This window comes from Bacteroides nordii (genome assembly GCF_019930665.1).
Classification (GTDB): Bacteria; Bacteroidota; Bacteroidia; order Bacteroidales; family Bacteroidaceae; genus Bacteroides; species Bacteroides nordii.
In genome coordinates this window covers 1,983,335-2,008,962 of record NZ_CP082886.1, presented here as the reverse complement: position 1 = coordinate 2,008,962, position 25,628 = coordinate 1,983,335, and the positions used below count along the sequence as shown (strand labels likewise).

22 protein-coding genes are annotated in these 25,628 nt (G+C 34.5%); 13 read left to right on the top strand and 9 right to left on the bottom strand.

The annotated features are described in order from the left end of the window. Together K8P02_RS07805 and uxaC are read right to left on the bottom strand one after the other, a co-directional pair. On the bottom strand, positions 1-792 hold the full coding sequence (locus K8P02_RS07805; RefSeq protein WP_025868089.1) for a polysaccharide biosynthesis/export family protein: 792 nt from the start codon (positions 790-792) through the stop codon (positions 1-3). Positions 793-1,205: 413 nt separating this feature from the next. Continuing rightward, on the bottom strand, positions 1,206-2,612 hold the full coding sequence (gene uxaC, locus K8P02_RS07800) for a glucuronate isomerase (protein WP_002560252.1): 1,407 nt from the start codon (positions 2,610-2,612) through the stop codon (positions 1,206-1,208). Between the two features lie 197 nt (positions 2,613-2,809). On the opposite strand from uxaC, the gene K8P02_RS07795 reads away from it, so the two are divergent. Both K8P02_RS07795 and K8P02_RS07790 read left to right on the top strand, forming a co-directional pair. Further along, on the top strand, positions 2,810-3,871 hold the full coding sequence (locus K8P02_RS07795) for a LacI family DNA-binding transcriptional regulator (protein ID WP_025868090.1): 1,062 nt from the start codon (positions 2,810-2,812) through the stop codon (positions 3,869-3,871). Positions 3,872-3,898: 27 nt separating this feature from the next. Further along, positions 3,899-5,338, top strand: a complete 1,440-nt coding sequence (locus K8P02_RS07790) for a tagaturonate reductase (RefSeq protein WP_002560250.1) — start codon at positions 3,899-3,901, stop codon at positions 5,336-5,338. A gap of 80 nt (positions 5,339-5,418) precedes the next feature. Here the strand turns inward: K8P02_RS07790 and K8P02_RS07785 are convergent, their stop codons facing one another. The 3 genes from K8P02_RS07785 to K8P02_RS07775 form a co-directional block, all read right to left on the bottom strand. Further along, positions 5,419-5,565: a hypothetical protein gene (locus K8P02_RS07785; RefSeq protein WP_002560249.1), complete on the bottom strand. Its 147-nt coding sequence runs from the start codon at positions 5,563-5,565 to the stop codon at positions 5,419-5,421. A 266-nt stretch (positions 5,566-5,831) separates the two neighbouring features. Beyond that, complete coding sequence (locus K8P02_RS07780) at positions 5,832-6,359, bottom strand: FHA domain-containing protein (protein ID WP_025868091.1); 528 nt, start codon at positions 6,357-6,359, stop codon at positions 5,832-5,834. Positions 6,360-6,385: 26 nt separating this feature from the next. After that, positions 6,386-7,486 carry an HU domain-containing protein gene (locus tag K8P02_RS07775; RefSeq protein WP_025868092.1) on the bottom strand — a complete coding sequence of 367 codons (1,101 nt, stop codon included), beginning with the start codon at positions 7,484-7,486 and terminating at the stop codon, positions 6,386-6,388. On the opposite strand from K8P02_RS07775, the gene K8P02_RS07770 reads away from it, so the two are divergent. Then, positions 7,485-8,327: a hypothetical protein gene (locus K8P02_RS07770; protein ID WP_025868093.1), complete on the top strand. Its 843-nt coding sequence runs from the start codon at positions 7,485-7,487 to the stop codon at positions 8,325-8,327. The two genes, K8P02_RS07775 and K8P02_RS07770, sit on opposite strands and share 2 nt — an antisense overlap. Before the next feature lie 40 nt (positions 8,328-8,367). Here the strand turns inward: K8P02_RS07770 and K8P02_RS07765 are convergent, their stop codons facing one another. From K8P02_RS07765 to K8P02_RS07755, 3 genes are all read right to left on the bottom strand, one after another. Further along, positions 8,368-9,666 carry an alpha/beta hydrolase gene (locus tag K8P02_RS07765; protein ID WP_081768159.1) on the bottom strand — a complete coding sequence of 433 codons (1,299 nt, stop codon included), beginning with the start codon at positions 9,664-9,666 and terminating at the stop codon, positions 8,368-8,370. A gap of 83 nt (positions 9,667-9,749) precedes the next feature. Then, positions 9,750-11,015, bottom strand: coding sequence for a nucleotide sugar dehydrogenase (locus K8P02_RS07760; RefSeq protein WP_025868095.1), 1,266 nt, complete (start codon positions 11,013-11,015; stop codon positions 9,750-9,752). A gap of 2 nt (positions 11,016-11,017) precedes the next feature. Further along, positions 11,018-11,989, bottom strand: a complete 972-nt coding sequence (locus tag K8P02_RS07755) for an SDR family oxidoreductase (protein ID WP_195351216.1) — start codon at positions 11,987-11,989, stop codon at positions 11,018-11,020. 291 nt (positions 11,990-12,280) lie between these two features. Between K8P02_RS07755 and K8P02_RS07750 the strand changes: the two genes are divergently transcribed. The 10 genes from K8P02_RS07750 (at position 12,281) to K8P02_RS07705 (ending at position 24,027) form a co-directional block, all read left to right on the top strand. Beyond that, positions 12,281-13,105, top strand: coding sequence for a polysaccharide biosynthesis/export family protein (locus tag K8P02_RS07750; RefSeq protein ID WP_044158554.1), 825 nt, complete (start codon positions 12,281-12,283; stop codon positions 13,103-13,105). Positions 13,106-13,153: 48 nt separating this feature from the next. Beyond that, the gene (locus tag K8P02_RS07745) at positions 13,154-14,710 is read left to right on the top strand and encodes a GumC family protein (RefSeq protein ID WP_025868097.1); all 1,557 of its coding nucleotides are present in this window, start codon (positions 13,154-13,156) and stop codon (positions 14,708-14,710) included. Between the two features lie 19 nt (positions 14,711-14,729). After that, positions 14,730-16,238, top strand: coding sequence for a lipopolysaccharide biosynthesis protein (locus K8P02_RS07740; protein ID WP_223382204.1), 1,509 nt, complete (start codon positions 14,730-14,732; stop codon positions 16,236-16,238). 140 nt (positions 16,239-16,378) lie between these two features. After that, entirely contained in the window at positions 16,379-17,575 is a 1,197-nt protein-coding gene (locus K8P02_RS07735; protein WP_025868099.1) for a hypothetical protein, read from the top strand. Between the two features lie 217 nt (positions 17,576-17,792). Further along, positions 17,793-18,215, top strand: coding sequence for an acyltransferase (locus K8P02_RS07730; protein WP_162173722.1), 423 nt, complete (start codon positions 17,793-17,795; stop codon positions 18,213-18,215). Positions 18,216-18,234: 19 nt separating this feature from the next. Further along, positions 18,235-19,140: a glycosyltransferase gene (locus K8P02_RS07725; RefSeq protein ID WP_025868101.1), complete on the top strand. Its 906-nt coding sequence runs from the start codon at positions 18,235-18,237 to the stop codon at positions 19,138-19,140. 9 nt (positions 19,141-19,149) lie between these two features. After that, positions 19,150-20,184, top strand: a complete 1,035-nt coding sequence (locus tag K8P02_RS07720; RefSeq protein WP_025868102.1) for a glycosyltransferase — start codon at positions 19,150-19,152, stop codon at positions 20,182-20,184. Continuing rightward, on the top strand, positions 20,181-21,473 hold the full coding sequence (locus tag K8P02_RS07715; RefSeq protein WP_025868103.1) for a glycosyltransferase family 4 protein: 1,293 nt from the start codon (positions 20,181-20,183) through the stop codon (positions 21,471-21,473). Before K8P02_RS07720 ends, K8P02_RS07715 begins: the two co-directional genes overlap by 4 nt. A gap of 30 nt (positions 21,474-21,503) precedes the next feature. Next, positions 21,504-22,250 carry a DUF2334 domain-containing protein gene (locus K8P02_RS07710; protein ID WP_025868104.1) on the top strand — a complete coding sequence of 249 codons (747 nt, stop codon included), beginning with the start codon at positions 21,504-21,506 and terminating at the stop codon, positions 22,248-22,250. A 34-nt stretch (positions 22,251-22,284) separates the two neighbouring features. Beyond that, positions 22,285-24,027, top strand: a complete 1,743-nt coding sequence (locus K8P02_RS07705) for an alpha-L-fucosidase (RefSeq protein WP_081768162.1) — start codon at positions 22,285-22,287, stop codon at positions 24,025-24,027. 171 nt (positions 24,028-24,198) lie between these two features. Here K8P02_RS07705 and K8P02_RS07700 read toward each other — a convergent pair whose 3' ends face one another. After that, positions 24,199-25,506 (bottom strand): IS5 family transposase, encoded by a 1,308-nt coding sequence (locus tag K8P02_RS07700; protein WP_025868356.1) that lies wholly within the window; start codon positions 25,504-25,506, stop codon positions 24,199-24,201. Positions 25,507-25,628 lie beyond the last annotated feature (122 nt).

Below are 25,628 nucleotides of genomic sequence, written 5' to 3'. Positions count from 1 at the left end.
TTAGCGAAGTATGTTAACAATCAATCCGGCAAGTGATATCAGAATAGAAGTAACAGAAACCAGCAATGTAGTAGAAGAACCGATATTGGCACTTTGAGACTTTGCTTTATTAGGTTCTACATATACAATGTCATTCTGCTGCAAATAGAAATAAGGAGAGTATATGATATTGGCATCATTCAGATTCAGTGTAATAATATGCCGGTGAGAGTCGATGTCCTCTCTCATGATTCGTATACGATCTCTTCTTCCATAAATCGTGAGATCGCCCGCCATAGCTAATGCTTCAAATACATTTATCTTTTCGTTAATCACCGTATACATATTGGGGCGATTCACTTCTCCTATGACAGATACTTTATAGTTTATCAAACGGACGGTAACAATGGGTGGTTCTTTCAGGTACTTATGCAACTGCGAAATAATCATTTCAGAAGTCTGTTGTGTTGTGAGTCCGCCTACTTTCAATTGTCCCAGAACAGGGAAAGAGATCTCCCCTTCATTGTTAACCAGATAGTTTTGTAATGTAGGCTGGGAGACAAGACTGGAAAGACTGTTGCCCGACTGGGCAGAAGGAACAATCAGATTGAATGGCAAAGCTGCTTCCGGTTCGGGGGTACTGACAGAAATGGTTATTAAGTCTTTTGGCATGATCCGTGCATCAAAAGCCACGGAAGATTCCGGTATTTCTAAACTTTTCTCTTGTAAATAGACAACCCGTCTGCTTGATGCACAAGACATGACAACAAGACACAAAGCTACAACCATGGTAGCCTGAACTGCTCGATTCATTACTGTTTGTTCGTAGCCGATGGTTCCCGCACCAGCTATTCTAATTATATATAGAAAGCGTGGGAACTGTTGCCATTATCTGTCAAGAGGTATCGCCAAACACCCGAAACACAAATAATGAAGCAACAGCCCACGCCCAACTATACATTCGTAGATATACAGCGAGCATGAGCGTTTTGTTGCTTATTATTCCAGTGTCTCTTTTGAAATTGGCGATTTCCTTGACAAGAATAATATCGTAAACGCTTCTAACTAATTAATATGTAACCATTTAGAGCTTTTATGTAAAGTTTCTAAACAGACTGCAAAGTTAATGAATAAAATAGAAATGACAATGGTTTCATATAAAAAAACCGGCAGGAACATGATTAGTTCCTGCCGGTATTCTGTTTTCTTATCAGATTTTTATCTGATTAAAACTGAAAGAAGTTCTTAGCATTATTATAACTGATATCTTCAATCATTTGGTTTACACGATCCATTTCTGATACCGGAATTTCACCATTTTCTACATCACGACCCACCAGATTACATAACGTACGACGGAAATATTCATGACGCGGGTAGGAGAGGAAGGAACGAGAGTCGGTCAACATACCTACGAAACGACTCAACAATCCTAACACAGAAAGAGCATTCATCTGCTTTTCCATACCATCTTTCTGATCGAGGAACCACCAGCCTGAACCAAACTGTATCTTTCCTGCAACAGTGCCATCCTGGAAGTTACCCAACATCGTGGCAATCACTTCGTTTGCACAAGGATTGAGGTTATAAAGGATTGTTTTTGTCAATTTACCCTTAGAGTTTAAGCGGTCAAGGAATTTAGACATAGCTTTTGCCGTAGTAAATTCACCAATTGAATCAAAACCGGTATCAGGACCCAGAAGCTTAAACATCTTACTGTTGTTGTTACGGATAGCACCATAATGGAACTGTTGAGTCCAGCCTTTTTCCCAATCCATTTCACCAAATACCACCAACATAGCCGATTTAAACTTCAGAATCTCTTCCTTCGTCAATTCTGCTCCGCCATACACCTTATTAAATATAGCTTTGATTTCCGCATCTGTATAATCTTCGGCATAAAATTCTTCAATACCATGATCTGACAGTTTACAGCCTTGTTCAGCAAAGAAGTCATGACGTTTGCGCAAAGCAGCAATCATATCATCATATGTAGAGATGGTAACGCCACTCACTTCGGAAAGTTTTTCCATATATGAACGGAAGTCTGCAGGAACTTCTACAGCCATCGCTTTATCCGGACGCCATGTAGGAAGCATTTTTATTTCAAATCCACTCTCACGTGTTTTGATGTGATATTCCAGTGAATCAATAGGATCATCAGTAGTACAAACCACTTCTACACGATAACGACGCATCATACCACGAGCCGAATATTCGGGTAAAGCCAACTTTTCATTACATTCATCATAGATCTCACGGGCAGTCTTCGGACTCAGAATCTTATCAATACCAAACGCAGTCTTCAGTTCCAGATGAGTCCAGTGATACAACGGATTACGAAAGGTATAAGGTACGGTTTCAGCCCACTTCTCAAATTTTTCCCAATCTGTAGTATCCTTACCGGTACAATAACGCTCATCTACACCGTTAGTACGCATTGCACGCCACTTGTAATGGTCGCCACCCAACCAAATTTCTGTCAATGATTTAAACTGATAATCATCAGCAACCATTTGAGGAATTAAGTGACAGTGGTAATCAATAATTGGCATCTTTGCCGCATGTTCGTGATACAACTTCTGTGCTGTTTCTGTCTGCAACAGGAAGTTTTCATCCATAAAGTTTTTCATTCTACTGTGTTTTAAGTATATAAAATAATTACTTTTTATATCGTAACCTATATAGTATTGATTGTAAAGCTAATAGGCCTGATTATCGTTTTAGTTTTATTAACCGTTATCGAACACAAAAGTAGAAAAATTACTTGTAGGAACAAAATAATTCGTATATTTGCAGCGAATATTTATAATATTTAAGTTTTAAAGCTATGGAAGACCAGAACTACACCATAAAAGATATAGCCCAGATGGCAGGAGTTTCTGCCGGAACGGTAGACCGGGTACTTCACAATCGGGGTGACGTATCTCAGAAAAGCAAAGAAAAAGTCCAGAAGGTGCTCGATGAGATCAATTATCAGCCCAATGTATTTGCTATCGGCCTGGCTGCCAAGAAAAAGTACACCATTACATGCATGATACCCTATTATGTAGAACATGATTATTGGCATTCTGTGGCAATCGGTATTGAACGTGCCCGGCAAGAGTTACGTCCGTTTAACGTTAGTGTAGATTACTTGCATTACAAACATGGAGACCGAAAATCTTATCAGGATGCATGTCAGAAAATAGAGAAAAGCAACACAGATGCACTGCTTTTAGCTCCTAATTTTCGGGAAGACACTCTTTCAATGCTTGCATATTTAAAAGATAAAAATATTCCGTTTGCATTCATTGATTTTGATATTGAAGAAGCTAAAGCTCTGAAATACATCGGTCAGGATTCTTATAAGAGCGGATATATTGCAGCTAAAATCCTGATGCGCAATTATCAGCAAGGGCAAGAATTGATATTGTTTTTAAATAATAACAAGGATAATCCGGCAGAGATACAGATGAAACGTCGTCTTGAAGGATTCATGAAATATATTTCTGAAGAACATAAAGACATTGCGATTCACGAAGTAATATTGAATAAGAATAATCCGGAAAAAAATAATGAAATATTAAGTGACTTTTTCCGGAAACATCCAAAAGCAACATTGGGGGCGGTATTCAACTCTCGTGTTTACCAGGTGGGGCACTACTTACGGGAAAAGAGACAGAACATGACCGGCCTGATAGGGTATGATCTTCTAAGAAACAATACCGAATTACTGAAATCAGGAGAAGTCACCTATCTTATAGGTCAACGTCCCGGGCTTCAAGGCTACTGTGGCGTAAAAACACTATGTGACAACATCGTCTTCAAAAAATCTGTTGAACCGCTGAAATATATGCCGATTGATATTCTGATAAAAGAGAATATTGATTTTTATTTCGAATTTGAATAACATATTAATTTTATAATTTTGATTAACATGAAAGCATTAAACAAAGAGACAGCTCTTAAAGTACAACGCCCGGAGCGTATCATCCAATTTGGTGAAGGAAACTTTTTACGTGCATTTGTAGATTGGATAATCTATAATATGAACGAAAAAGCCGATTTCAATAGTAGCGTAGTCGTTGTTCAACCTATCGACAAAGGTATGGTAGACATGCTGAATGCGCAGGATGATCTCTATCATGTAAACCTCCAGGGACTGGACAAAGGCGAAGTTGTTAATAGCCTCACAATGATTGACGTTATCAGCCGTGCATTGAACCCCTATACACAAAATGCAGAGTTCATGAAACTGGCGGAACAACCGGAGATGCGCTTTGTTATTTCCAATACTACTGAAGCCGGTATCGCTTTCGATCCGTCTTGTAAACTGGATGATGCACCTGCAACTTCTTATCCGGGCAAGCTGACTCAATTGTTATATCATCGTTTCAAAACATTTAATGGAGATAAGAGTAAAGGATTAATCATTTTCCCATGCGAACTTATCTTTCTTAATGGTCACAAACTAAAAGAAACAATCTATCAATACATTGAATTATGGAACCTGGGTGAAGAATTTAAAACATGGTTTGAAGAAGCCTGTGGCGTATATGCTACATTGGTAGACCGCATTGTACCCGGATTCCCCCGTAAAGACATTGCTGCCATCAAGGAAAAACTACAATACGATGACAATCTGGTTGTTCAGGCCGAAATATTCCATCTTTGGGTCATTGAAGCTCCACAAGAGATAGCGAAAGAGTTCCCTGCTGACAAAGCCGGCCTGAATGTATTATTCGTTCCATCTGAGGCTCCGTATCACGAACGTAAAGTAACTTTATTGAATGGTCCGCACACTGTCCTTTCTCCGGTAGCCTATCTGTCAGGAGTAAATATTGTGCGTGAAGCCTGTGAGCACGAGGTTGTTGGTAAATATATCCACAAAGTAATGTTTGATGAGTTAATGGAAACACTTAACTTACCAAAAGACGAGCTGGAGAAATTTGCTCACGATGTATTGGAGCGCTTCAATAATCCGTTTGTAGACCATGCCGTAACAAGTATCATGCTGAATTCATTCCCGAAATATCAGACACGTGACCTGCCGGGATTGAAAACTTATTTAGAGCGTAAAGGAGAATTGCCAAAAGGTTTAGTATTAGGTTTGGCTGCTATCATTACCTATTATAAAGGTGGTGTTCGTGCTGATGGCGCCGAAATTATACCAAACGATGCTCCGGAAATCATGAATCTGTTGAAAGAGCTGTGGGCAACCGGTTGTACTCAGAAAGTAGCAGAAGGTGTACTTGGCGCCGAGTTTATTTGGGGTGAAAATCTGAATAATATCCCAGGACTGGCCGAAGCGGTAAAAGCCAACCTTGATTCTATCCAGGAAAAAGGTATGCTGGAAACAGTGAAAAGTATTCTCTAAATAAGAGATCAAAATAAACAGGAAAGAGCGACTTTCATTATATGAAGGCCGCTCTTTTCTATTTTTAGTCATACAAAGAATTAGTCAATAGTAAGATCTTCAATAACCTCTTTTGACTGTTGGTTTACATCTTTCTCCACCCTGGGAGATGATAAAACCCAATAGCCCAACAATAATACAGCTATAATGATGGCTACAATAATCCATGTTCTGTTTTTCTCTTTCATTTTCGTTAGGGTTTAGTGAATTTTTATATGCTCAAAGAACAAACTGAAGATGAGTTTGTTCGAGCATACTTTTACTCCAAAACAAAATAACGTATTTAATACACTGTTAAATACGTTATTTTATATCCCTAAAGTACGTACTTTTGACATGTAAGAATACGTACTTTTATATCAGAAAAATAGTATTATTTCTTATCTGTTAATATTATCGGCGATTCAGCATATAAATCGCTTCTCAAATGAAATTTACTTGTCATAAAACGCATTTATTCTGATTCCGCAGTCCGAAGTATAAAAGTAGTAGCACCAATCGTTATGATAGCACCATTTTCTATCTGGATACGGTCTTTATCATTTAAAATTTCATTCATTAGAAAAGTACCTGTCAGACTGGGAGCATCCCGAAGTGTATAAACCAGTTCCCCTTGTTTATTTCGTTTCACATTAATAATACAATGCCGACGATCCATACTCATATCACCAGTCTCGATAGGAGTGTTTATCATCGTGCCCACACAACGGCGTCCAATAACATTATCCCCTTCCTGTAAAGGTATTACTTGTTTAAAACCAAATACGTTCTCAATAACAACAATACACCCGAATTTATTTTTATGAGCTTCTTCATCAAGTATTTCTTCTTTTTGAGTCTCTCTCACTTTACTCTTTCCCAAACGAATACTAAACTGCTTACCGCAGTGTTCACAAACAAATACCAAAGATTGCCCTTCTGTATACTTAGTTTCATCAAAAGAAAGATAATTCTCACACTTAGGACAACGAACTCGTTTCATATATCAAAGGATAGGGGGGATTTGTATTACTTAACCAGCAACCAAGCGGTTTTATAGGTGTCATTCTCTCTTAACTTCAAAAGCTGTTTTGTACCCTCTTCACGAGTTGTACACGACATTATACTTACACGGATCTTGCCATCATTATTTAAAACTTTCGCTCCTGTAAATCCTTCGGCTTTCAATCGTTCTGCCATTACCTCTGCATCTTTTACACCAATGCTTCCAGCAACAATTATATGAAAATTACCTTCTGTCTGTTTTGATCTTACAACAGCTTTAGAGGACGGAATCGATTGAGATTCGTTTGATTGTACAGCAGCAGACGTTTTATGTACCTCTTCTGTAACAGGCTGAGCTACTTTCACCTCTCGTACCGCAACAGGTTTTGTTACCTTTTTCCCCGTTTTTTTAGAAGTACCGGACACTGCCTTTACCGACTGCTTCACATCCTTATTCATCACAACAGGAGTCATCGCAATAGATTTTCCCTCTATTTTTTCAAACAGATCAATCGGCAACAATTGAGCGTAATTATCTTTTTCTACATAAGTATTTTCAACCGGAGTGGAAAGGAAGAAGAATAGTATTACCGCAGCCACTATAGCCACCGCACTACGCACCATCCCACGATTGATCTTGATCTCATATGATTTCTTTCTTTCCTGAATAACAGGAACCAATACCTTTTCTTTTTCCTGATGTAAAACGGTCAGTTCCTTCATTTCGAAAGAATCAAGCCCATATAAATAAGGTGTAGTAATTTTATTATCATAAGGAATGAACTCATAAGTGTCATGGATCGTATACCTGATTTCTCCAACATTATCCAAATCAACCTTACCTTCTTTATGCAGCATAATGATCAACTCTGAAACCTCATCTTCGACTATCTTGGAGGCATCTGAGAAGTTCGTATCATATACAGCCATATAAGATTGTACCAACAACCCATCATTCAGCTTTAACTGCGGATTAAAACCAATGGTACGGGTAGGAGGGAGGAACATGTTCTCTTCTAGTTGTATCGCAGGCGTATAATGAGCTACAAAACCTCCTAATCCGGGAACAATTACACAATCATTCTCCAATAATAATACTTCTATATGCTGTGACAATCCAATCATGGGTACAAAATTAACAGTTTTATTGAAGATATGCCAGAAAAAGGCACTTAATTATATGCATCTAACTGGTATTTTACCAAATATTGACTACTTTTGCATAAAAAAACAGAAGATGATCAATATAATTAAACAAAAATATAGATTTACTAATACAGAATCTTGGTTTGCCGATAAAATAGATAAAAAAAATAAATATAAATTTTACTATTATCGTCAAGCACTAATAAATGTACCTACCCAATCTTTTTATAAAGAAGAATTTCATACTTTACTAACAAATCTTAGACTCTCCGAGGAGGAATTATTTAGAAAGTGTTCAGCTACTGTCCGTAATGAAATAAAGAGAGCAGAACGGGAGGGAGGAACATTTTCTTACAATACTTCTATTGAAAATTTTATTCCTTTTTATAATAACTTTGCACGTATAAAAGGATTAGAAGTTATAAAAGAATCGCAAATGAAAGCGTATGGTAAACATTTAATTATTACAGAGGCTACATTTAATAATAAGGTATTAGCTTCTCATTCTTATATTATTGACGAAGAGTTGAGACGTGTTAGATTATATCAGTCTGCAACTCAACGTTTCTCAAAAGAATTAGATCATAACTTAATTGGACGTGCCAACAAATTTCTTCACTACAAAGATATGTTAAAATTTAAAGAGTTAAATTATTCTGTTTATGATTGGGGTGGAATAGCTCATGACACTATGGATTCAAATCTTATAGGCATCAATAAATTTAAAAAATCTTTTGGAGGGATAGAAAGCGTAGAATATAACTATGCTTCATTACCATATATCTGGTTCATGCAAATAAAAAAAATATTTAAGCGTTAGTTCTTTTTACTTATTTTTTTTAGAAAAACAGTTACTCTTATTAATTAACAAACACCTCGTTATTTAGCCAATGTAATATATTTTCTCTTAATTCCCCTTCAAACTGATAATTTTCACTAAATCCCCATCCATGCCCACCTGCAGGAAACACCACTAAACGAGATTTTATTCCTTCCCGGACCAGACGTTGATGATACATTTTACTGTTTTCTAAAGGTACTGTATAGTCATCTGACGCATGAAACAATAGAGTTGGAGGTGTATAAGAAGTTACTTGCTTTTCCGATGAACAGAGATCAATCAATACATCTGAAGGATCCGCTCCCAATAAGTTTTCTTTTGTACCTATATGCGTATAAGGTTCCCTCATTGTTATAACAGGATAGCAAAGTATAGTAAAATCCGGACGAGATTTATATGCTTTTTCCGGATAAATCACACCTATTTTCTCGTCAATATCAAAATGAGTCGAAAGAAGAGATGCCAAATGTCCACCAGCAGAAAATCCTATTACTCCAATCTGATCCGGACGAATTTTATAAGTAGCAAAATTTTCACGCAAATATCTCATTGTCTCTTGTACATCACTAAGAGGGATTTCCGGATGTCCATTAGGTAAACAGTAATGTAGAACTATAGCAGTCACTCCATGTTTCGCAAACCATTCAGCAACTAAACGCCCTTCATGAACAGCTTCTAAACACGAGTATGCTCCTCCCGGACAAATAACAATTGCGGGGGAAGGAACTTCATTTTTCTCAGATGGATAAATAATCAAACCTGTATTTTGAACATTCAATAACGTAGTTCCTACCCACTGTTGAGTACCTTCATTTATCCACCTTTTAAAAGGGTGTTCCTTCCCCCACACAGCAATATAGCTCGGAGTAGGTATATCCGATACTAAGCAAACAGAAAAACTACCGGAAATATAATTGTTTTCGCCAAATTCACATTTTTCAAATAAAAGACTAAAAGAATCATTACTAGCAGATGAGATAATAGCTTTTCCATCTATTATAGAAAATTGATAATACTTATTATTTTGACTATAACAAATTAAAATGGGCTGTAAGCAACTGTTATTGATATCCGTTATTTTATTCTTGAAATAAACAACTAAATCAATCGACAAATCACCATTAATCGAAAATAACTTAGTAGAAAAAACAGAGCCATTATCTATTAAAACAGCTTTCTCTCTTGAAATATATTCATTTCCGTCAATATTAACGAGTGAAATATCCAAATTAACAAAAGTTTCATCATTCCTCCCACTACAAGAACTAAATATCAGAATACTTCCCAATAAATAGATTATATATATTCTGCCACACATCCATATTTCCTATTTAAAATTAAAACCACTCATTATAAACTTATATGGTGAACATGAAAGCGCTAGTTTATAATACAAAAGTACTATAATCTTCCGTCAACAATCTCACGAGGCATATATCCTTTAATGTCATAAATAATATTTTTATCTTTAACCAATGTTTTCCATGAAATATCTGCAAACTTTCTATGTGCAACAGCTAACACTAAAGCATCATATTTTTCTTTTGGTAATTGATTTACTAAATCGAAATTATATGTTTTTTTTACACGTTCCGGATCAGCCCACGGGTCATATATAGTGATCTTCAAATTATATTCTTTCAGAGTATTTACCAAATTAGCAACTTTCGTGTTACGGATATCCGGACAATCTTCTTTGAAAGTAAATCCTAGAATTAAAATATTTGAATTTAAAACTTGAATTCCCTTTTTTAACATCAACCTTATTATTTGACTTGCCACATATTCACCCATACTATCATTCATTCGACGCCCAGCCAAAATAATTTCCGGATTATACCCATAACGCTGAGCACATTGAGCTAAATAATAAGGATCTACTCCAATGCAATGACCTCCTACTAAGCCTGGACGGAAAGGCAAAAAATTCCATTTTGTACCAGCAGCTTCTAACACGTCCATTGTATCTATTCCCATTTTAGAAAATATTTTCGAAAGCTCATTAACAAATGCAATATTAATATCTCTCTGAGAATTTTCTATAACCTTAGCTGCTTCTGCCACTTTTATACTGGGCGCCAAATGAGTTCCGGCTTTAATGACTGAGCCATATATTCGGTTCACTATTTCACCAACTTCCGGAGTCGAACCTGAAGTCACTTTCTTTATCAATTCCACAGTATGCAGTTTATCTCCTGGATTGATTCGTTCAGGTGAATATCCGACAAAAAAATCTCTATTATACAACAGACCTGATTTTTTCTCTATAACAGGAACGCATTCATTTTCCGTTACTCCGGGATAAACAGTAGACTCATAGACAACGATATCACCTCTGTTAATAACCTGGCCTACAATTTCACTAGCCTTATAAAGCGGAGATAAATCTGGATTGTTATTCTCATCAACAGGAGTAGGAACTGTTACTATATAAAAATTACAATCTTTTATGTCATCGACCTCGTTCGTACAAACGAAACCGTTATTTATCGCATTCTGTAATAGATCGTCAGATAATTCTAATGTTTCATCATGCCCTTGCATTAATGCTTGTATTCGATTAGAGTTTAAATCATACCCTATTGTTTGATATTTCGTTGAAAATAATCTTGCTAGAGGCAAGCCAACATATCCTAATCCAATTACTGCAATTTTAAATTTTTCCATTTTCATTTTATATTTTCCCAGTACCATTTCACAGCCTCTTTTAACCCCCTATACATATTATATTCGGGTGCATAGCCCAACTTATCTTTTGCTTTATCAATACATGCTAATGAATGTGGTATATCTCCCAATCTATTGGGACCATGCACAACTTTTACCTCTGCTATTTTTGGGTCAAATTCACTCAAAAATTCTTTTAAATAATGAACTAATTGATTCAATGTTGTCCTCTCTCCATATGCTGTATTATAGACTTGGTTAACAGCTTCCGGGTTACTAGTAGTCAATGCCAATAGATTCATCTGAATTACATTGTCAATATAAGTAAAATCACGACTATATTCACCATCTCCATTAATAATTGGACTCTCATAAGCCATCAGCTTTTTTACAAATAAAGGAATCACAGCTGCATAACTTCCAAATGGATCTTGACGACGACCAAAAACATTAAAATATCTCAAGCCAATTGTTTCCATTCCATAAGTACGGGCAAAAACATCTGCATACAATTCATTCACATATTTAGTAATAGCGTATGGAGAAAGAGGTTTTCCAATCACATCCTCAATTTTGGGTAATTGTTTTGAATTACCATATGTTGACGAACTTGCCGCATAAACAAACCGTTTTATACCTGCATCGCGCGCAGCAACAAGCATATTCAAGAAACCGTCTATATTAACTCGATTAGTAGTGATCGGATCTTTTATTGAACGAGGAACAGAACCTAAAGCAGCCTCATGAAGTACATATTCCACTCCTTGAATAGCTTTAGAACAATCATCATAATTACATACATCGCCCACAACTAACTTAAAGTTTGAAGAATAATCACGGAGCAGTGGTAATATGTTTTCAATCTTACCAGTTGAGAAGTTATCCAAACAGACAATTTGATTACCCTTCTTCAGTAATGCCTCACACAGGTTTGAACCAATAAAGCCTGCCCCACCAGTTACAAGTATTTTCATATCATTGAAATTGCAAATTAAAATTTTATGCAAATATACATGAATGTTTTTGAAAAATACATTGAAAATATTATTAATTCAAAGAAAGAGGATTGTCCGCAGTTTACTACCATGAACATTCTCGGTATTTGGATATTACGAGGATCAGCCTTCTCATTGTCGTTTTGTCAATATACTTTAAATAGTAAAAGCTTAAGCAATAAAAAACCAATAGAACCGTTAAATTAAAAAGCTATGGTATATACACAGCTTGATTAACTATTTATATATACTTTAAGAATATTCAGAATTATGAGTAAACTCTTTTTTAGGGATTCTAAATTTTTAGTGTTGCTTTTTGCACTAACTCTATTTGTATCATGTAAAACACCTCATTCAATCACTTATTTTCAAGACACAAAAAATGATACAAAAATTCGTTCAATAATATCGGATTCATCTAGCTATGAAATTACAATTCGACCAGCAGATTTACTAACAATAGCCGTTTCAAGCATAGACCCTAATGCTGTAGCTATATTCAATCTGCCTGCAACCACCTACTTAACTCCTGGTAACACTGAATTATCAACAACTCCCGTAATGCAAACCTATCTAGTTGATAATCATGGAAATATCGATTTTCCCGTGCTGGGAAGAATTAAAGCTAGCGGATTGACCCGAATAGAATTGGCTGACTATATAAAAGAAAAGGTAAAGGTTTATGTAAAAGAACCGTTGGTAAATGTACAAATTATAAATTTTAAAATATCCGTTTTAGGTGAAGTAAATGCTCCTGGTACCAAGTCAGTTAGTGGTGAACGTATTACGATTTTAGATGCAATCAGTTTAGCAGGTGATTTAACTATTAACGGTATGCGAAATAATGCATTATTAATTCGTGAAAATGGAATGAAAAAAGATTTTTATCGATTTGATTTGACTTCTTCCGATTTGTTTTCTTCTCCTTATTTTTATTTAAAACAAAATGATATAATCTATATTGAACCTAATGAGGCTAAACAAAATTCTTCGAAAATAGACTCAAGAAAGCAATTCAATATATCAGTAGCTTCTACAATTACAAGTGTAGTTGCCACGATAGCTTCATTATGTATCGCTCTGTTTATAAAATAATGGTACGTATATTTATCTTAAAAAAACTAATTTTTACATACAATAAAAATGAAACAAGAAGAAGTTGTTGACTTTACCAACATTTTAAAAAAATATATAAAACATTGGTATGTTTTTGTTATTTCAATTACGGTTTGTGCCATATTAGTATTTGTATATTTAAAAATCGCAAGCCCAATATTCCATGTTGAAGCCAAAATAAAAGGTGAAGAAGAGAAGGTCGGTGGTATACAAGCTGCTTTATTGAAAAACACAAGCTTTGGCGGACTGTTAGGAGGGTCAAACGGTAGTATTTATAATGACATGGAAACCCTTAGGTCTTATACATTATTGTCAAATGTAGCCGAAACTCTTGGTCTAAACACAATATATACTATCAAAAAATTTCCTAAAAACGTAGACTGTTATAACAATTCTCCTTTGGAATTAAAACCGATGTTGCCGATAGCTGATACTCTCTCAATTGCATTAAAATTCAATGTAGAAGTAAATGAGGAAAGTAAAGTAAATATCAAAACATATTTAGGTAGAAAGAAAATAGCAGAAGTAAAAGAAGCATCATTTCCAGCAAAAATACCCACAATCTTTGGTGATTTCTTAATTAACACCACTCAATTCTATAAAGCTGATAAAAGTATATCCATGAAAATTATTTATACCGGTTACGGATATATAGCAGAAATACTTACAGAAAGAATCCTGATAGATCTTGTTACCAAAAAGGCTGATATAATATCATTAGGTATTGATGAGAGCAACATAAACAGAGGTAAAGACATACTTAATACTCTTATTAGTAAGTATAATGAACGAGAACTTAGTGACAAGCGCGCATATGCAAAAGAAATGGAAGTGTTTTTCAATGATCGTGTAAAATTAATTTCAGACGATTTAGAGAAAGTAGAAAAAGATATAGAAGTTTATAAAACCCAAAATAAACTAACAGATATAACAGCTGAAGCCAAAATTTTAATTGAGAAGAATGGCGATTTTAAAGAAAAAATGATTGAAGTAGAAACACAGTATTCTGTTATATCAACAATTGATGCCTTTTTAAAGGATCCAAATAATAAATATGCAATGATTCCTATGACTTTAGGTATTGCCGACAAAAATGGAGTAGAGGTGTTACAAAAATACAATGGCTTATTATTAGAAAGACTAAAGTTGCTACGTTCAACTCATGAGGGTAACCCAACAGTGAATCTGTTGAATGAACAAATTGAAGCAACACATGCAAGTGTCATGGCAACAATAAAGAGTATTAAAGAAGGTATTGAATTTACTCGAAATGATTTAAGGCAGCAAGAAAATGAATTTTATAGTAGGATAAAAAACATGCCGACCCAAGAAAGGGAATTTGTAACAATGAAAAGACAACAATATTTAAAACAAGAAATGTTTGTTTTTATGTTACAACAAAAAGAGGAAAATGCAATAAAATCTGCTATAACTACTCCCAAAATGCGAATAGTCGACCATGCATATAATTTGGTAGAACCACTTAGTCCTAAACCATTAAAATGTATGTTTATAGCAATAGTAATTGGAGGAATTTTGGCCATGATATTCATATCTGTATTCTATAGAAAACGATCAATCTGATATTTTAACAGATATTATTATGGTTACCAAAAAGACATTGATAAATAATTCTCTAAGTGGGTTAGTGCAGCTTATTATAACTGCACTACTTACTTTTATATGTATTCCTGTTTTTATCAATAAATTAGGAGTCGAATTATATGGAGTATTTGCTATTGTGTCTGTAATCGGGAATCTGAATATATTCGCAAACTTGGGATTAAATACTTCACTAATAAAATATATTTCTGAACAAGGTAAATGTCCGGATTCAGAGAATGATATTTTTTCTTCATTATTAATTATTGGGGTTATAATCATACCTATTACAATATTAGCTTTCATACTTAATCGATTTCTACTAATAGATGTATTAAATATCCCAATACAATATTATGAACAGACAAAAACATTACTATTTTCACTCCTAATTTCTAACTTTTTATTAATTGTAGGACAAATTCTCACAGCAGTACTTGATGCTTTGCAAAAAATATACCTTACTAATTTTGCTCAATTAATCTATAGTATTATTTATTGGGGAGGAATTATATGTGTAACGAGTTTGGGATATGACCTTGAAAGCATCGGTTGGGCTGTATTTACAGCAGCCGCTAGTTGGTTTCTATTTGTAATTGGTTCCTTTTACGTCTACTGGGGGCCTATAAAGCCTTATAAGCTTCGACAACAATTTATTCCTGTAGCCAAAAAACAGTTATTGTTTGGAGGTAAAGTATATACCTCCGGTCTTATAGGTTTTTGTAACGAACCTCTATTTAAAATAATAGTATCAAACATTTTTGGAATGCATGTGGTTGCTTATCTTGAAATTGCATTAAAAGTAAGAGTCCAATTAACAAGTATATTTTCTAAGTTAACGATGCCATTGCTTCCATACTTATCTCAGTTAACAGATAAACAATCAATGGCCAAATTAATAAAAGACTTAACTTCTAAACTGTTTCTTTTAGTATTGCCTGTTTGTGGTATGTTATCTGTCGGATGTGAAGAGATTGTTAGTTTATGGCTTCGTACCGATATTTTCAATTATACCATCTTTATCATAGGCTTAGTTGTTCCATATTTAATATTTTCACCATTGACTTTACCTATATATATATATCTAACTGCTAAAGGCCATCCGGGTAAAACCGTTGTTTTTCAATCACTTTCTGTCGTCATTAATATTTGTGTATTTTTTATGCTTTATAAATTTACAAATGAATACACAATTATTATTTCTAACATTCTTTCGTATTTTGTCAGTTATCTATTAGGGCTTTATTATCAAAAAAAATATTTAGCCATTCATTACCAAATGAACCGTTCATACATACTAAAAATACTTATTCTAATCTCAATATTCATGGTTATTTATTTTTTGAAATTTTATATTAGCTCTGATATTTTAAAACTATTATTCATCTCTATAAGTATTCCAGTTATGACCATATGGATATACAAGCATCTAAGGATTGTAACTATTGATGATTTAACAAGATATTTTTCCGATAGTAAAATTGCTAATCGTATTTATAAGATAATATAATTATTATGCTGTTTATCCCTATATTAATCGTAAGTATAATTCTATACCTAAGTGGTAAAAGGATACTATCCACCATTCTTTTTTTCTTTTTTCTTTTTGACGGTTTTCAAATTATACCAGAAAAGTTCTTCGAAACAGGTATGGGAATCAGTAAATCTACCGACTTTGCTCTATTATATATTATCATTTTATTTATATATGGCATAATTAATACTAAAGACTTCATTCCTATTAATAAATTGGCCTTATTATTAGGAGGGTATTTACTCTTTATTGTGTGCCTGATAGGAATTAGTTATTATACCTATCATATTCCATTTGTTGAAATCATCCGTACCTCCCGTTACTATTTATTTGCCTTATCCTACTTCGTATTGAGAAGGCTAACAAAGGAAGAAATTTCTTCTATCTTGAAAATTCTTTTTTGTATAGTAATATTTCAATCTATATTATTCACTATTCAGGGTTTTACAGGAATCGCATTGCTCATTGGAGCCGAAAGTCATAAATCTGCAAAATTGATTACGCGTTTCTATAATTCGCCGTTAATGCTCTATTTTTTTGTATTTTACGGAATATTCAATAATCCATTTACTGGCAAATACAAATATATATCAGCATTAATATGTATTGTGTGCGTATATATGCCGTTACACCGTTCGCTAACCATTTCTTTTATTCTCATTTTAATATTAGGACTTTTCCTGAAAATGGGAAAAATAAAACAATTCATAAATTATCTTCCTATGTTATTACTATGTGTAATCCCTTTGGTTGCAGTTATGGGAGCTCAGTTAGCAAGTAGAACGATGAATGATATAAATAGTGTAACTACCGGTGAATTTGTGGATATTGAAGAAATTGAATTAGGTGAGGAATCTACTTTATTGTTCAGAATAGCACACTTTTATGAAAGATATATGCATATCTTAGAAAAACCTATAGAAACAGCATTCGGTAGTGGATTGATGGCGGAAGAATCAAATTACACTAACAAAAAATTTGATTTCATCGTTGGCCTTGAAAATGAAAAGACAGGAGAGATCGTACAATTAGAGACATCAGATATTGCATGGTCTAACCTAATTATACGCTATGGAATTATTGGTACTTTAATATATTTAACGATATATATTTCAATCATGATATTCTATTATAAACATAGAAAAGTACGTTATGCCTTATCAACCTTTTTGTATTTGCTTTTACTATTATTTACATCAATAACTTCAAACCAATTATATTATGTATATATGCTTGTTTTTCCCCTCATGTTTTTTGATATGACTTTAGAAAAGAATAATCCCAATCTGACCAATAATGAAAATGAAGAATAAAATATTTCAATTATATAGCATTTGTAAAAAGTCGGAGTCAAATTTCTATTGTGTTCTCTTTCGGCTTATATATTACAAAATTTTCTATAAGCTTGATATTATTGCTCACCCTAAAGTAAAGATACAGGGAATAGAAAATATCATTACGCATAACAGTTTGTATATAGGCACAGCTTATGTTGGTACTAGTTTGAAGTCGGATAAAACCTTTTTAAATTTGAAAGGAAAATTAATCATCGAAGGGCCCTATCTGATTGGTCGTGGTTGCCGCTTGGATATCTCAGAGGGGGCTACTTTAAAGATAGGTAAAGGTGGGTTTACTAATATAAACTCCACATTTATCATCTCACATGGCGTAGAAATAGGAGACGATTGTTCGATTTCTTGGGGGTGCCAATTCTTAGACAATGATTTCCATGAAATTAATTATGAAAATAAACCTCCGATTGACCCTAAAATTAATATTGGAAATCATGTCTGGATAGGTTGTAATGTCAGTATCTATAAAGGAACAAAAATCCCCGAAGGATGTGTGATAGCTGCCAACTCTGTAGTAAGAGGGATTTTCAATGAACCCAACGCTCTGATAGCAGGAAATCCTGCCAAAATAATAAAACACAATATTAAATGGAAACCATAATTTTTTTGTATCTATGTGTATGGAAAAAATCACTGTTTTAACCTCATTATATAATTGCGAGTTATTTCTTGAAAGTTATTTTCAGGAACTCTCACAGTTAGAGCACAAAGAACAATTAAAAGTCTTATTGTTACATAATGCTCCTACGCCACAAGAGTTAGTTATCATAGAAAAGCACCTACCCAAATATTCTTTTATCCAGCATATAATTATCCCTAATCGTGAAAGTCTTTATGCCACATGGAATCGTGGAGTAAAATTAGCGACCAGTAATTATATAGCTATATGGAATGTAGATGACATACGTACCCCCGATTCTCTATACCGGCAATCCGTTTTATTGGACAATAATCCGGAAGTAGCAATGACCTATGGTGATTGTATTGAAACGGAAAAATATGGAGACAGTATAGGAAGACTCTGCGCCGAACCAGAATTTTCTTATCAGAACTCAGCTTTTTATAGAAACCACCATATTGGATGTTTTCCAATGTGGAGAAGAAGCATCCATAAATCTATTGGCTATTTTGACGAACAATTCCGGTTAGTTGCAGATTTGGACTTTCAGATAAGAGTAGTACGCCAATTTCCAATAAAAAAATGTGAAGGAAATATGGGTTTTTTCCTAAATGAAGGTTCTACCAAATTAAGCAGCAATCGTTTTTGCCAAAAGTTAGAATACACAATGTTAATGATGAGGTACGGAGGTTATGATTTACTGGATTTATTATATTTACGTCCCGGCAAAAAAGTAATAAATTATAAAGTAATATACTATGATAATAAATATCATAAAATAGAAGATCTATTCCCTGATTATAAATTATTTATCGATGGAAAAAAGAAACTTTGGTTTTTAACAATCTGGAAGCAGCCAAGATTTCTGTTAGCATATATAAAACATGTTATTTTAAAAATTAACTAATAAACCAGCATGGTAATAGTACACATTATATTTTCGTTTCTGCGTGGAGGAACCGAAAGTATGCTTGTCGATATTTTAAACGAACAAGTCAAAACCGAAAAGGTATCATTGATTATTATCAATAACTTGTTCAATCAGGAACTTTTAAATTCTATTCATAAAGACATACGAATAATTCGATTAAACCGCATTCCGGGAAGCCATGATATATTCGCATTTATAAAACTGTATTACTATTTACTGAAGATATCCCCACAAATCATTCATTGTCATGATGTAAATATAGTAAAAATGCTCTTTTTCACAAAAGCAAAACTATGTTTTACTTTGCATAATGTACAATCCAAATTATCAGATATAAAAAAATACGATAAAGTATTTGCAGTATCCAATGCTGTAAAAGAATACATCAAAGAACAAGCAGGAATTGAAGCCCAAGTCATTTATAATGGGATATTCCCCGATTTTATAGAAAAAAGAAAATCTCCTCCCGGTGCTCCTTTCCGAGTTATTCAAATAGGACGTTTAGACAAAGATATCAAAGGACAAGATTTACTTATTCAAGCTGTTTCAGAGGTAATAAAAAAGGGACATGACATAGAGTTATACATAGTTGGCAAAGGGAAATCTTATGACTATTTAAAAAAAATAACTGATAAATTAGGTATTGAACAGAAAATCTTCTTTTTAGGAGAAAAATCCCGAAATGAAATTTATACCAATCTGCATAAATACGATCTGTTGGTACAGCCCTCCCTGTTTGAAGGATTCGGTCTTACAATCATCGAAGCCATGGCTGCCCATGTTCCTGTATTGGTTTCTAACCTTGCAGGTCCAATGGAAGTCATCAATGAAGGGGAGTGTGGCGACTACTTTGAAGCAGGAAACCTTGCAGACTTAACTGCCAAAATAGAAAACATCATAAACAACCCTCTTACTGATAATATTAAAATAAAGAAAGCATCAGAACGGGTAAATACTTATTTTAACATCTCGCATTCAGCTCAATGTTATCTCAATTCTTATAATGATTTAATCCGATGAAAATATTAATTGTCCATTATCGTTATTTCATAACCGGAGGCCCGGAACGATATTTATTCAATATAAAGAGTGCTCTTGAAAAAAGAGGCTGTGAAATAATCCCTTTCAGTATCAAAACATCTCACAATATAAGCTCTAAATACGAAAGTTATTTTGCTGAGAATATAGGGCATTCTGATAGTGTATATATGGATAACTATCCCAAAAACATTAAAGTTTATTGGGATCTGATTTTCCGTGAGTTCTACTCCTTTAGAGTCAAGAAAAAACTTAAAAAGCTTATTAAAGACACTCGGCCGGATATTTGTTATCTATTAGCATATAAACGTACACTTTCTCCCAGTGTTATCGATGCTTGTGCTGAATTGAACATTCCTATTGTAAATAGGCTGTCTGACTACAACAGCATATGTGGTGCTGCCCACCTATATAGAGACGGGCATGTATGTGACAATTGTGTGAAAGGATCTAAAAAAAACTGCTTTACCCATAGATGTATGAAAGGCAGTACGCTCTTCTCGTTAATGCGATATTTATCCATCCTTTTACACCAAAAGCTCCACATGGATAATAAAATATCTAATTTTATCTGTACCAACGAATTCATGAGAATTCAGATGCACAAGGATGGATACGCAGCCAATAAATTGAAGTTACTCCCAACCTTTTTTCATGAAACGGAGGAAACGGTTCGCCAGCGAAGTGAGAATGTCCTTTCTGATAAAATAAAATTCTTATTTATAGGTACCTTAGATGAAAAAAAAGGACTTTATGATTTGCTGGAAGTCTTAGCCTCATTGAAACAAAATTATTCCAATTTCTTACTGAACATAGTAGGAGGTGTGAGTATTCAGGAACAAGAAAAAGTGAAACGACTCATATCAGAGAAACAATTGGAAAAATACATCACTTTTGAACCTTTCAGAAACGACGGGAACATCTTCAGTGCATATAAAAACGCCAACGTAGTCGTTCTGCCCAGCAGAATATATGAAAATCTGCCAAATACTTTGATAGAATCAATTTATTTCCAAAGACCAGTCATTGTGCCAGATTTCGGTTCTTTTTCTTATACAGTAGATGACAACGTCTCATTCAAATATACAGCCCTATCCCTTAACTCTTTGAAACAAGTGATGCAGGCTGTTTTGGAACATCCCGCATCCATTCTTGAAAAATCAAAAAAATGCAATGCTTTCTTTCAGAAAAACTATTCGGAAAAGTCTCATTTAGAGAAGCTAACGAAAATATTCAATGAAACAATAATAAGCCATAATAAGCGTTATTAATATTACATGTACAACTTTAAATAACATGGGATGAAAAGTAAAGCTAAATATTTAATTAGGCTTGATGATGCTTGCGAAACATTCTCTATCGAGAAATGGCAAAAATACTTTGATTTGTTTGACAAATACAATGTGAAACCCATTATAGCAGTAATACCGGACAATAAAAGTCAAGAATTTCTAAATCATCCTCAAATTCCCGACTTTTGGAAGTTGGTAAAAGAATGGGAAAAAAAGGGTTGGTGTATAGCTATGCATGGCCATGAACATTTATATTTATCAAAAAACTCAGGTATGTTAAATACCATGCCTAAAGTTAGCGAATTTGCCGGTATCCCCTATGACCGGCAAATAGAGAAATTAAGAAAAGCAAAAGAAATTTTCAACAAAAACGGACTAAATCCCACCGTTTTTGTAGCCCCGTCACATACATTAGATCATAATACACTAAAGGCATTGAAAGAAGCCACTGATATTACAACCATCAGTGACGGTTTTGCCTTAAAACCCTATTTAGCTTATGGTTTTAAATGGATTCCCATGCAATCATGGAGTTTTCGTTCCAGGCCTTTTGGGCTTTGGACAATCTGTTTACATCCGGAAGTTGGTGATATAAACGAAATAAATTCATTAGATTGTTTTCTTGCAAATAATAAAGATAGAGTAACGACTATAGACGCTTTATCCTATGGAAATCTAAGAATAAAAGATTATCTATTTCGCTATCTTTTATCTGCCAAACGTCTAATTATAAAAAGAATAAAAGGACATTACTAATTCTTTATTCTCAAAATTAACACATATCAATAATATGAAAAAAATTATCATCGCTTCATTGTTATTATCATTACTTAGTATCGGTTGCACCCATGACCCAATCGAAATATCTCCTCCAGATACAAGATTAAATTGGTTTAATGACGCTAAATTTGGAATGTTCATCCACTGGGGTGTTTATTCGGGTATGGCAGGTAAATATGTAGGCCCTTCCCTATATGGAACAGAATACACAGAAGCTTCTCCCTACCTATGTGGCTGGGGTGGGGAATGGATTTTAAGTAGAGCTGGAATCCCCAGAGAGTCATACAAACAACAAGCAGACAAATTCACAGCAAGTGCTTTTGAAGGTAACGAAATCGCATCTTTAGCTCAAGAAACCGGAATGAAATATATCATCATCACTATAAAACACCATGAAGGATTCCTACTTTATCCATCCGAAGTACAATCTGATTGGTGTACAACCATGTCAGGAGCAAACGGCCGTGATTTAATAATGGAATTATTTACTGCGGCAAAATCAAAAGGCCTAAAAGTTGGGTTTTATTTCTCACAAAATTTAGACTGGATGCAAGAAGGCAGTCTAGGGGAGATACCTCAACTGTATGGAGGTAAATATGATATTGAAGCAAATCGATCGTATATTGATCATACATGTAAAGTAATATCTGAAATGATGGATCGTTATGGTGAAATCTTGGATGTATTTTGGTGGGATATACCTAAAATAAATACCAGTCAAGAATTTACCGATAAAATGTATAATACTTTAGTTCAACATAAAAACTATAGTAGAAAAATACTCCAAAATGATAGATTATCAACTCTTGCTAATGGAGATTTTGAAACTCCGGAAGGAGTTATAGTGCAAATACCTAAAAGACCTTATGAACTTTGTATTGCAATGGATAGTTCATGGGGGTACAGTGATTATGTTGATAGCAAAAAAACAAGATTAGAGCTTTTACACGAAATTATTAATACTGTCTCGAAGGGAGGGAATTTACTGTTAAATATATCTCCGAAAGGAGATGGCAGTTTACATCCCGATGCATTGAAGATGCTTAACGAAATCGGAGACTATATTAGGACAAATGGTGAATCAATTTATGGGTCGGAACACAGTGGTTTCATTTATGGACAAGATTTTGGGCGAGTTACCAGAAAAGGAAATTCTTTATATCTACATTACTACGTTGGAGATAAAATTGAACTATATGGGGTGAATTCTCCCATTCTTTGTGCAAAAACGCTAAATGGTAGAGACATAAAATATGAAGCTATTCCCAATGGTTATAGATTTATGGGAGTAGAAAAAGGAGAAGTTGTTAAAGTTACGTTTAATTCAATTATGATTGATGAAGGTTTTCCAATTAGTAGTAAAATGAAAGAAACTGACCTTTATGCTATGTCAGCTTTAGCTGAAGGAGGATTGATGATGAGCGGATTTGAATCTGGTCCTGTAAATTATAATTCTTGGATTAATTTGTGGCCCGATTTAGGATGGTTATTAAAAGTTGAAGATCCTGCAAAATATGATATTTATGTTACCATATCTAATGGTGGACCAGGAGAATTGGAAATGAGAATTGAAGGTGATGACAATGCGTATATATATTTCCAATATCCTACTACTAGAGGTTATGATGATTATCAAGAAATGAAAGTCGGTAGTATGTATATTAAATCTGGAAAACAAGAAATTATTTTCAAAAGAGTAGGAGGTAGTCCATTAAATTTTGCATCTATGAGGCTTGTGCGTGTAGACAACTAAACATTAACAAAAACTCGTTATTTATTGGAAATACTCAATTAAAACTAGACAGAAACTACAAAGCATACATTGAGTATCGTAAACATATTGGACTTCATAAAAAATAAATTTCATATGTGTGCATGCAAATACAAAAATAAATCCACATTAACTCTATTAAATAGTCGTCCCTTAAAAAGTATATTTCAGCGAAAGATTCTCTTTTATGAGTGTTTCGCTGATTTTTTCCAATAGCCACATAAGAACCTTCATGGCTCTTTTGAAGTTATATGCAGCCGCTGCTAATATAACATTGATAGCATCTCCCACTAATCCTTTATAAAAGTTTCGTCCTAGACGATAATCAGCCTTTAGATGTCCGATAGTTGGTTCTATTCCTGCCCGCTTGCAAAATAACTTATGTTTCTTTTTCCGTTGGTAGTATGTATCTTTAGCTCTTGGCGCATTGGGAATAAGTATTTGTGTCCCGTCTATTTCTTTCCTACCCCGATAACCCCTGTCTCCGGCTAATCGTCTGATGCTTTTACCCGTCAACCTGCGTACTTGCTCCAGACTCTTTTGGATCGTATGCCCATCGTATTCATTGCGGAAAGAGCTGGCACCAAGTATGACGCCCGTGGCAGAGCGTATGATGGAGACTTTGTTCCCGAACTCGTATTTCTTTTGTTCTTTGCCTTTACTGATGCACTGAACCTCAGGTTCATGAATTGAATAAATCTTATGGGAGGAGTTACGGCGTTGTAAGAGTATCTTCTTAAAGATGGATAGCAATTCATCATGTTGACGATTCTGCCCTAAGTTACGCTCCAGTTCTCTGACCAGACGCCCGGCAATCGTGCGTAAACGTTTATCGGCTTTTATGGCTTTCCTCCGGTTCTTGGGATGATTACGAAAACGTTGATCCCGATAAATACCTTTCAAAACAAAGGTGTATGATTGCCGCATGGGAAGATTGAGTTCTTTTACAATTTTCAATACTTTACCAATTATCTTTTTGTGCAATTTTGCATCTGTGGGATAAGTCACATTCTTTTCCTGTACGGTAGAGTCTATAAAGGCGGTGGCATGATGGTCATCATCACTCTTGTCATCATTCACACGGATGCTTTCAGAAAGAATAAGTTCCATGCCTTTCTCACCTATCCGTTTGCGAAAATGCACAAGCTCGGATGAGGCGCAAGGGAAAGAGGGCACAAACTCATGCATACCGCAGAAGTACTGAAAATAGGCGTTCTCACTCCATTGTTCAACTACAGACTCATCAGAGATGTTGCGCAGATGTTTGAGAATCAGCAAGCCACACATTAAACGGATCGGTTTAGCCGGACGGCCATTGTCTGAGCAGTAAAGAGGCGTGAAGGAGTTTTCAAATACGCACCAGTTTATCTTGTGAGAGAGTTTATACAAAGGATGTTGCTGGTTTAGTAAATCATCCAGGGATGAGAACAGAGACGGAGAAGATGGAGTTGTATTTATCATAAAAATCTGCAAGTTTCAATACCCAAAGATACGAAAACTTGCAGATTTACAATAGAAGTTTGATAATTATATTGTTGAATATCAGATAATAAAATACTTTTTAAGGGACGACTAAATAAAAG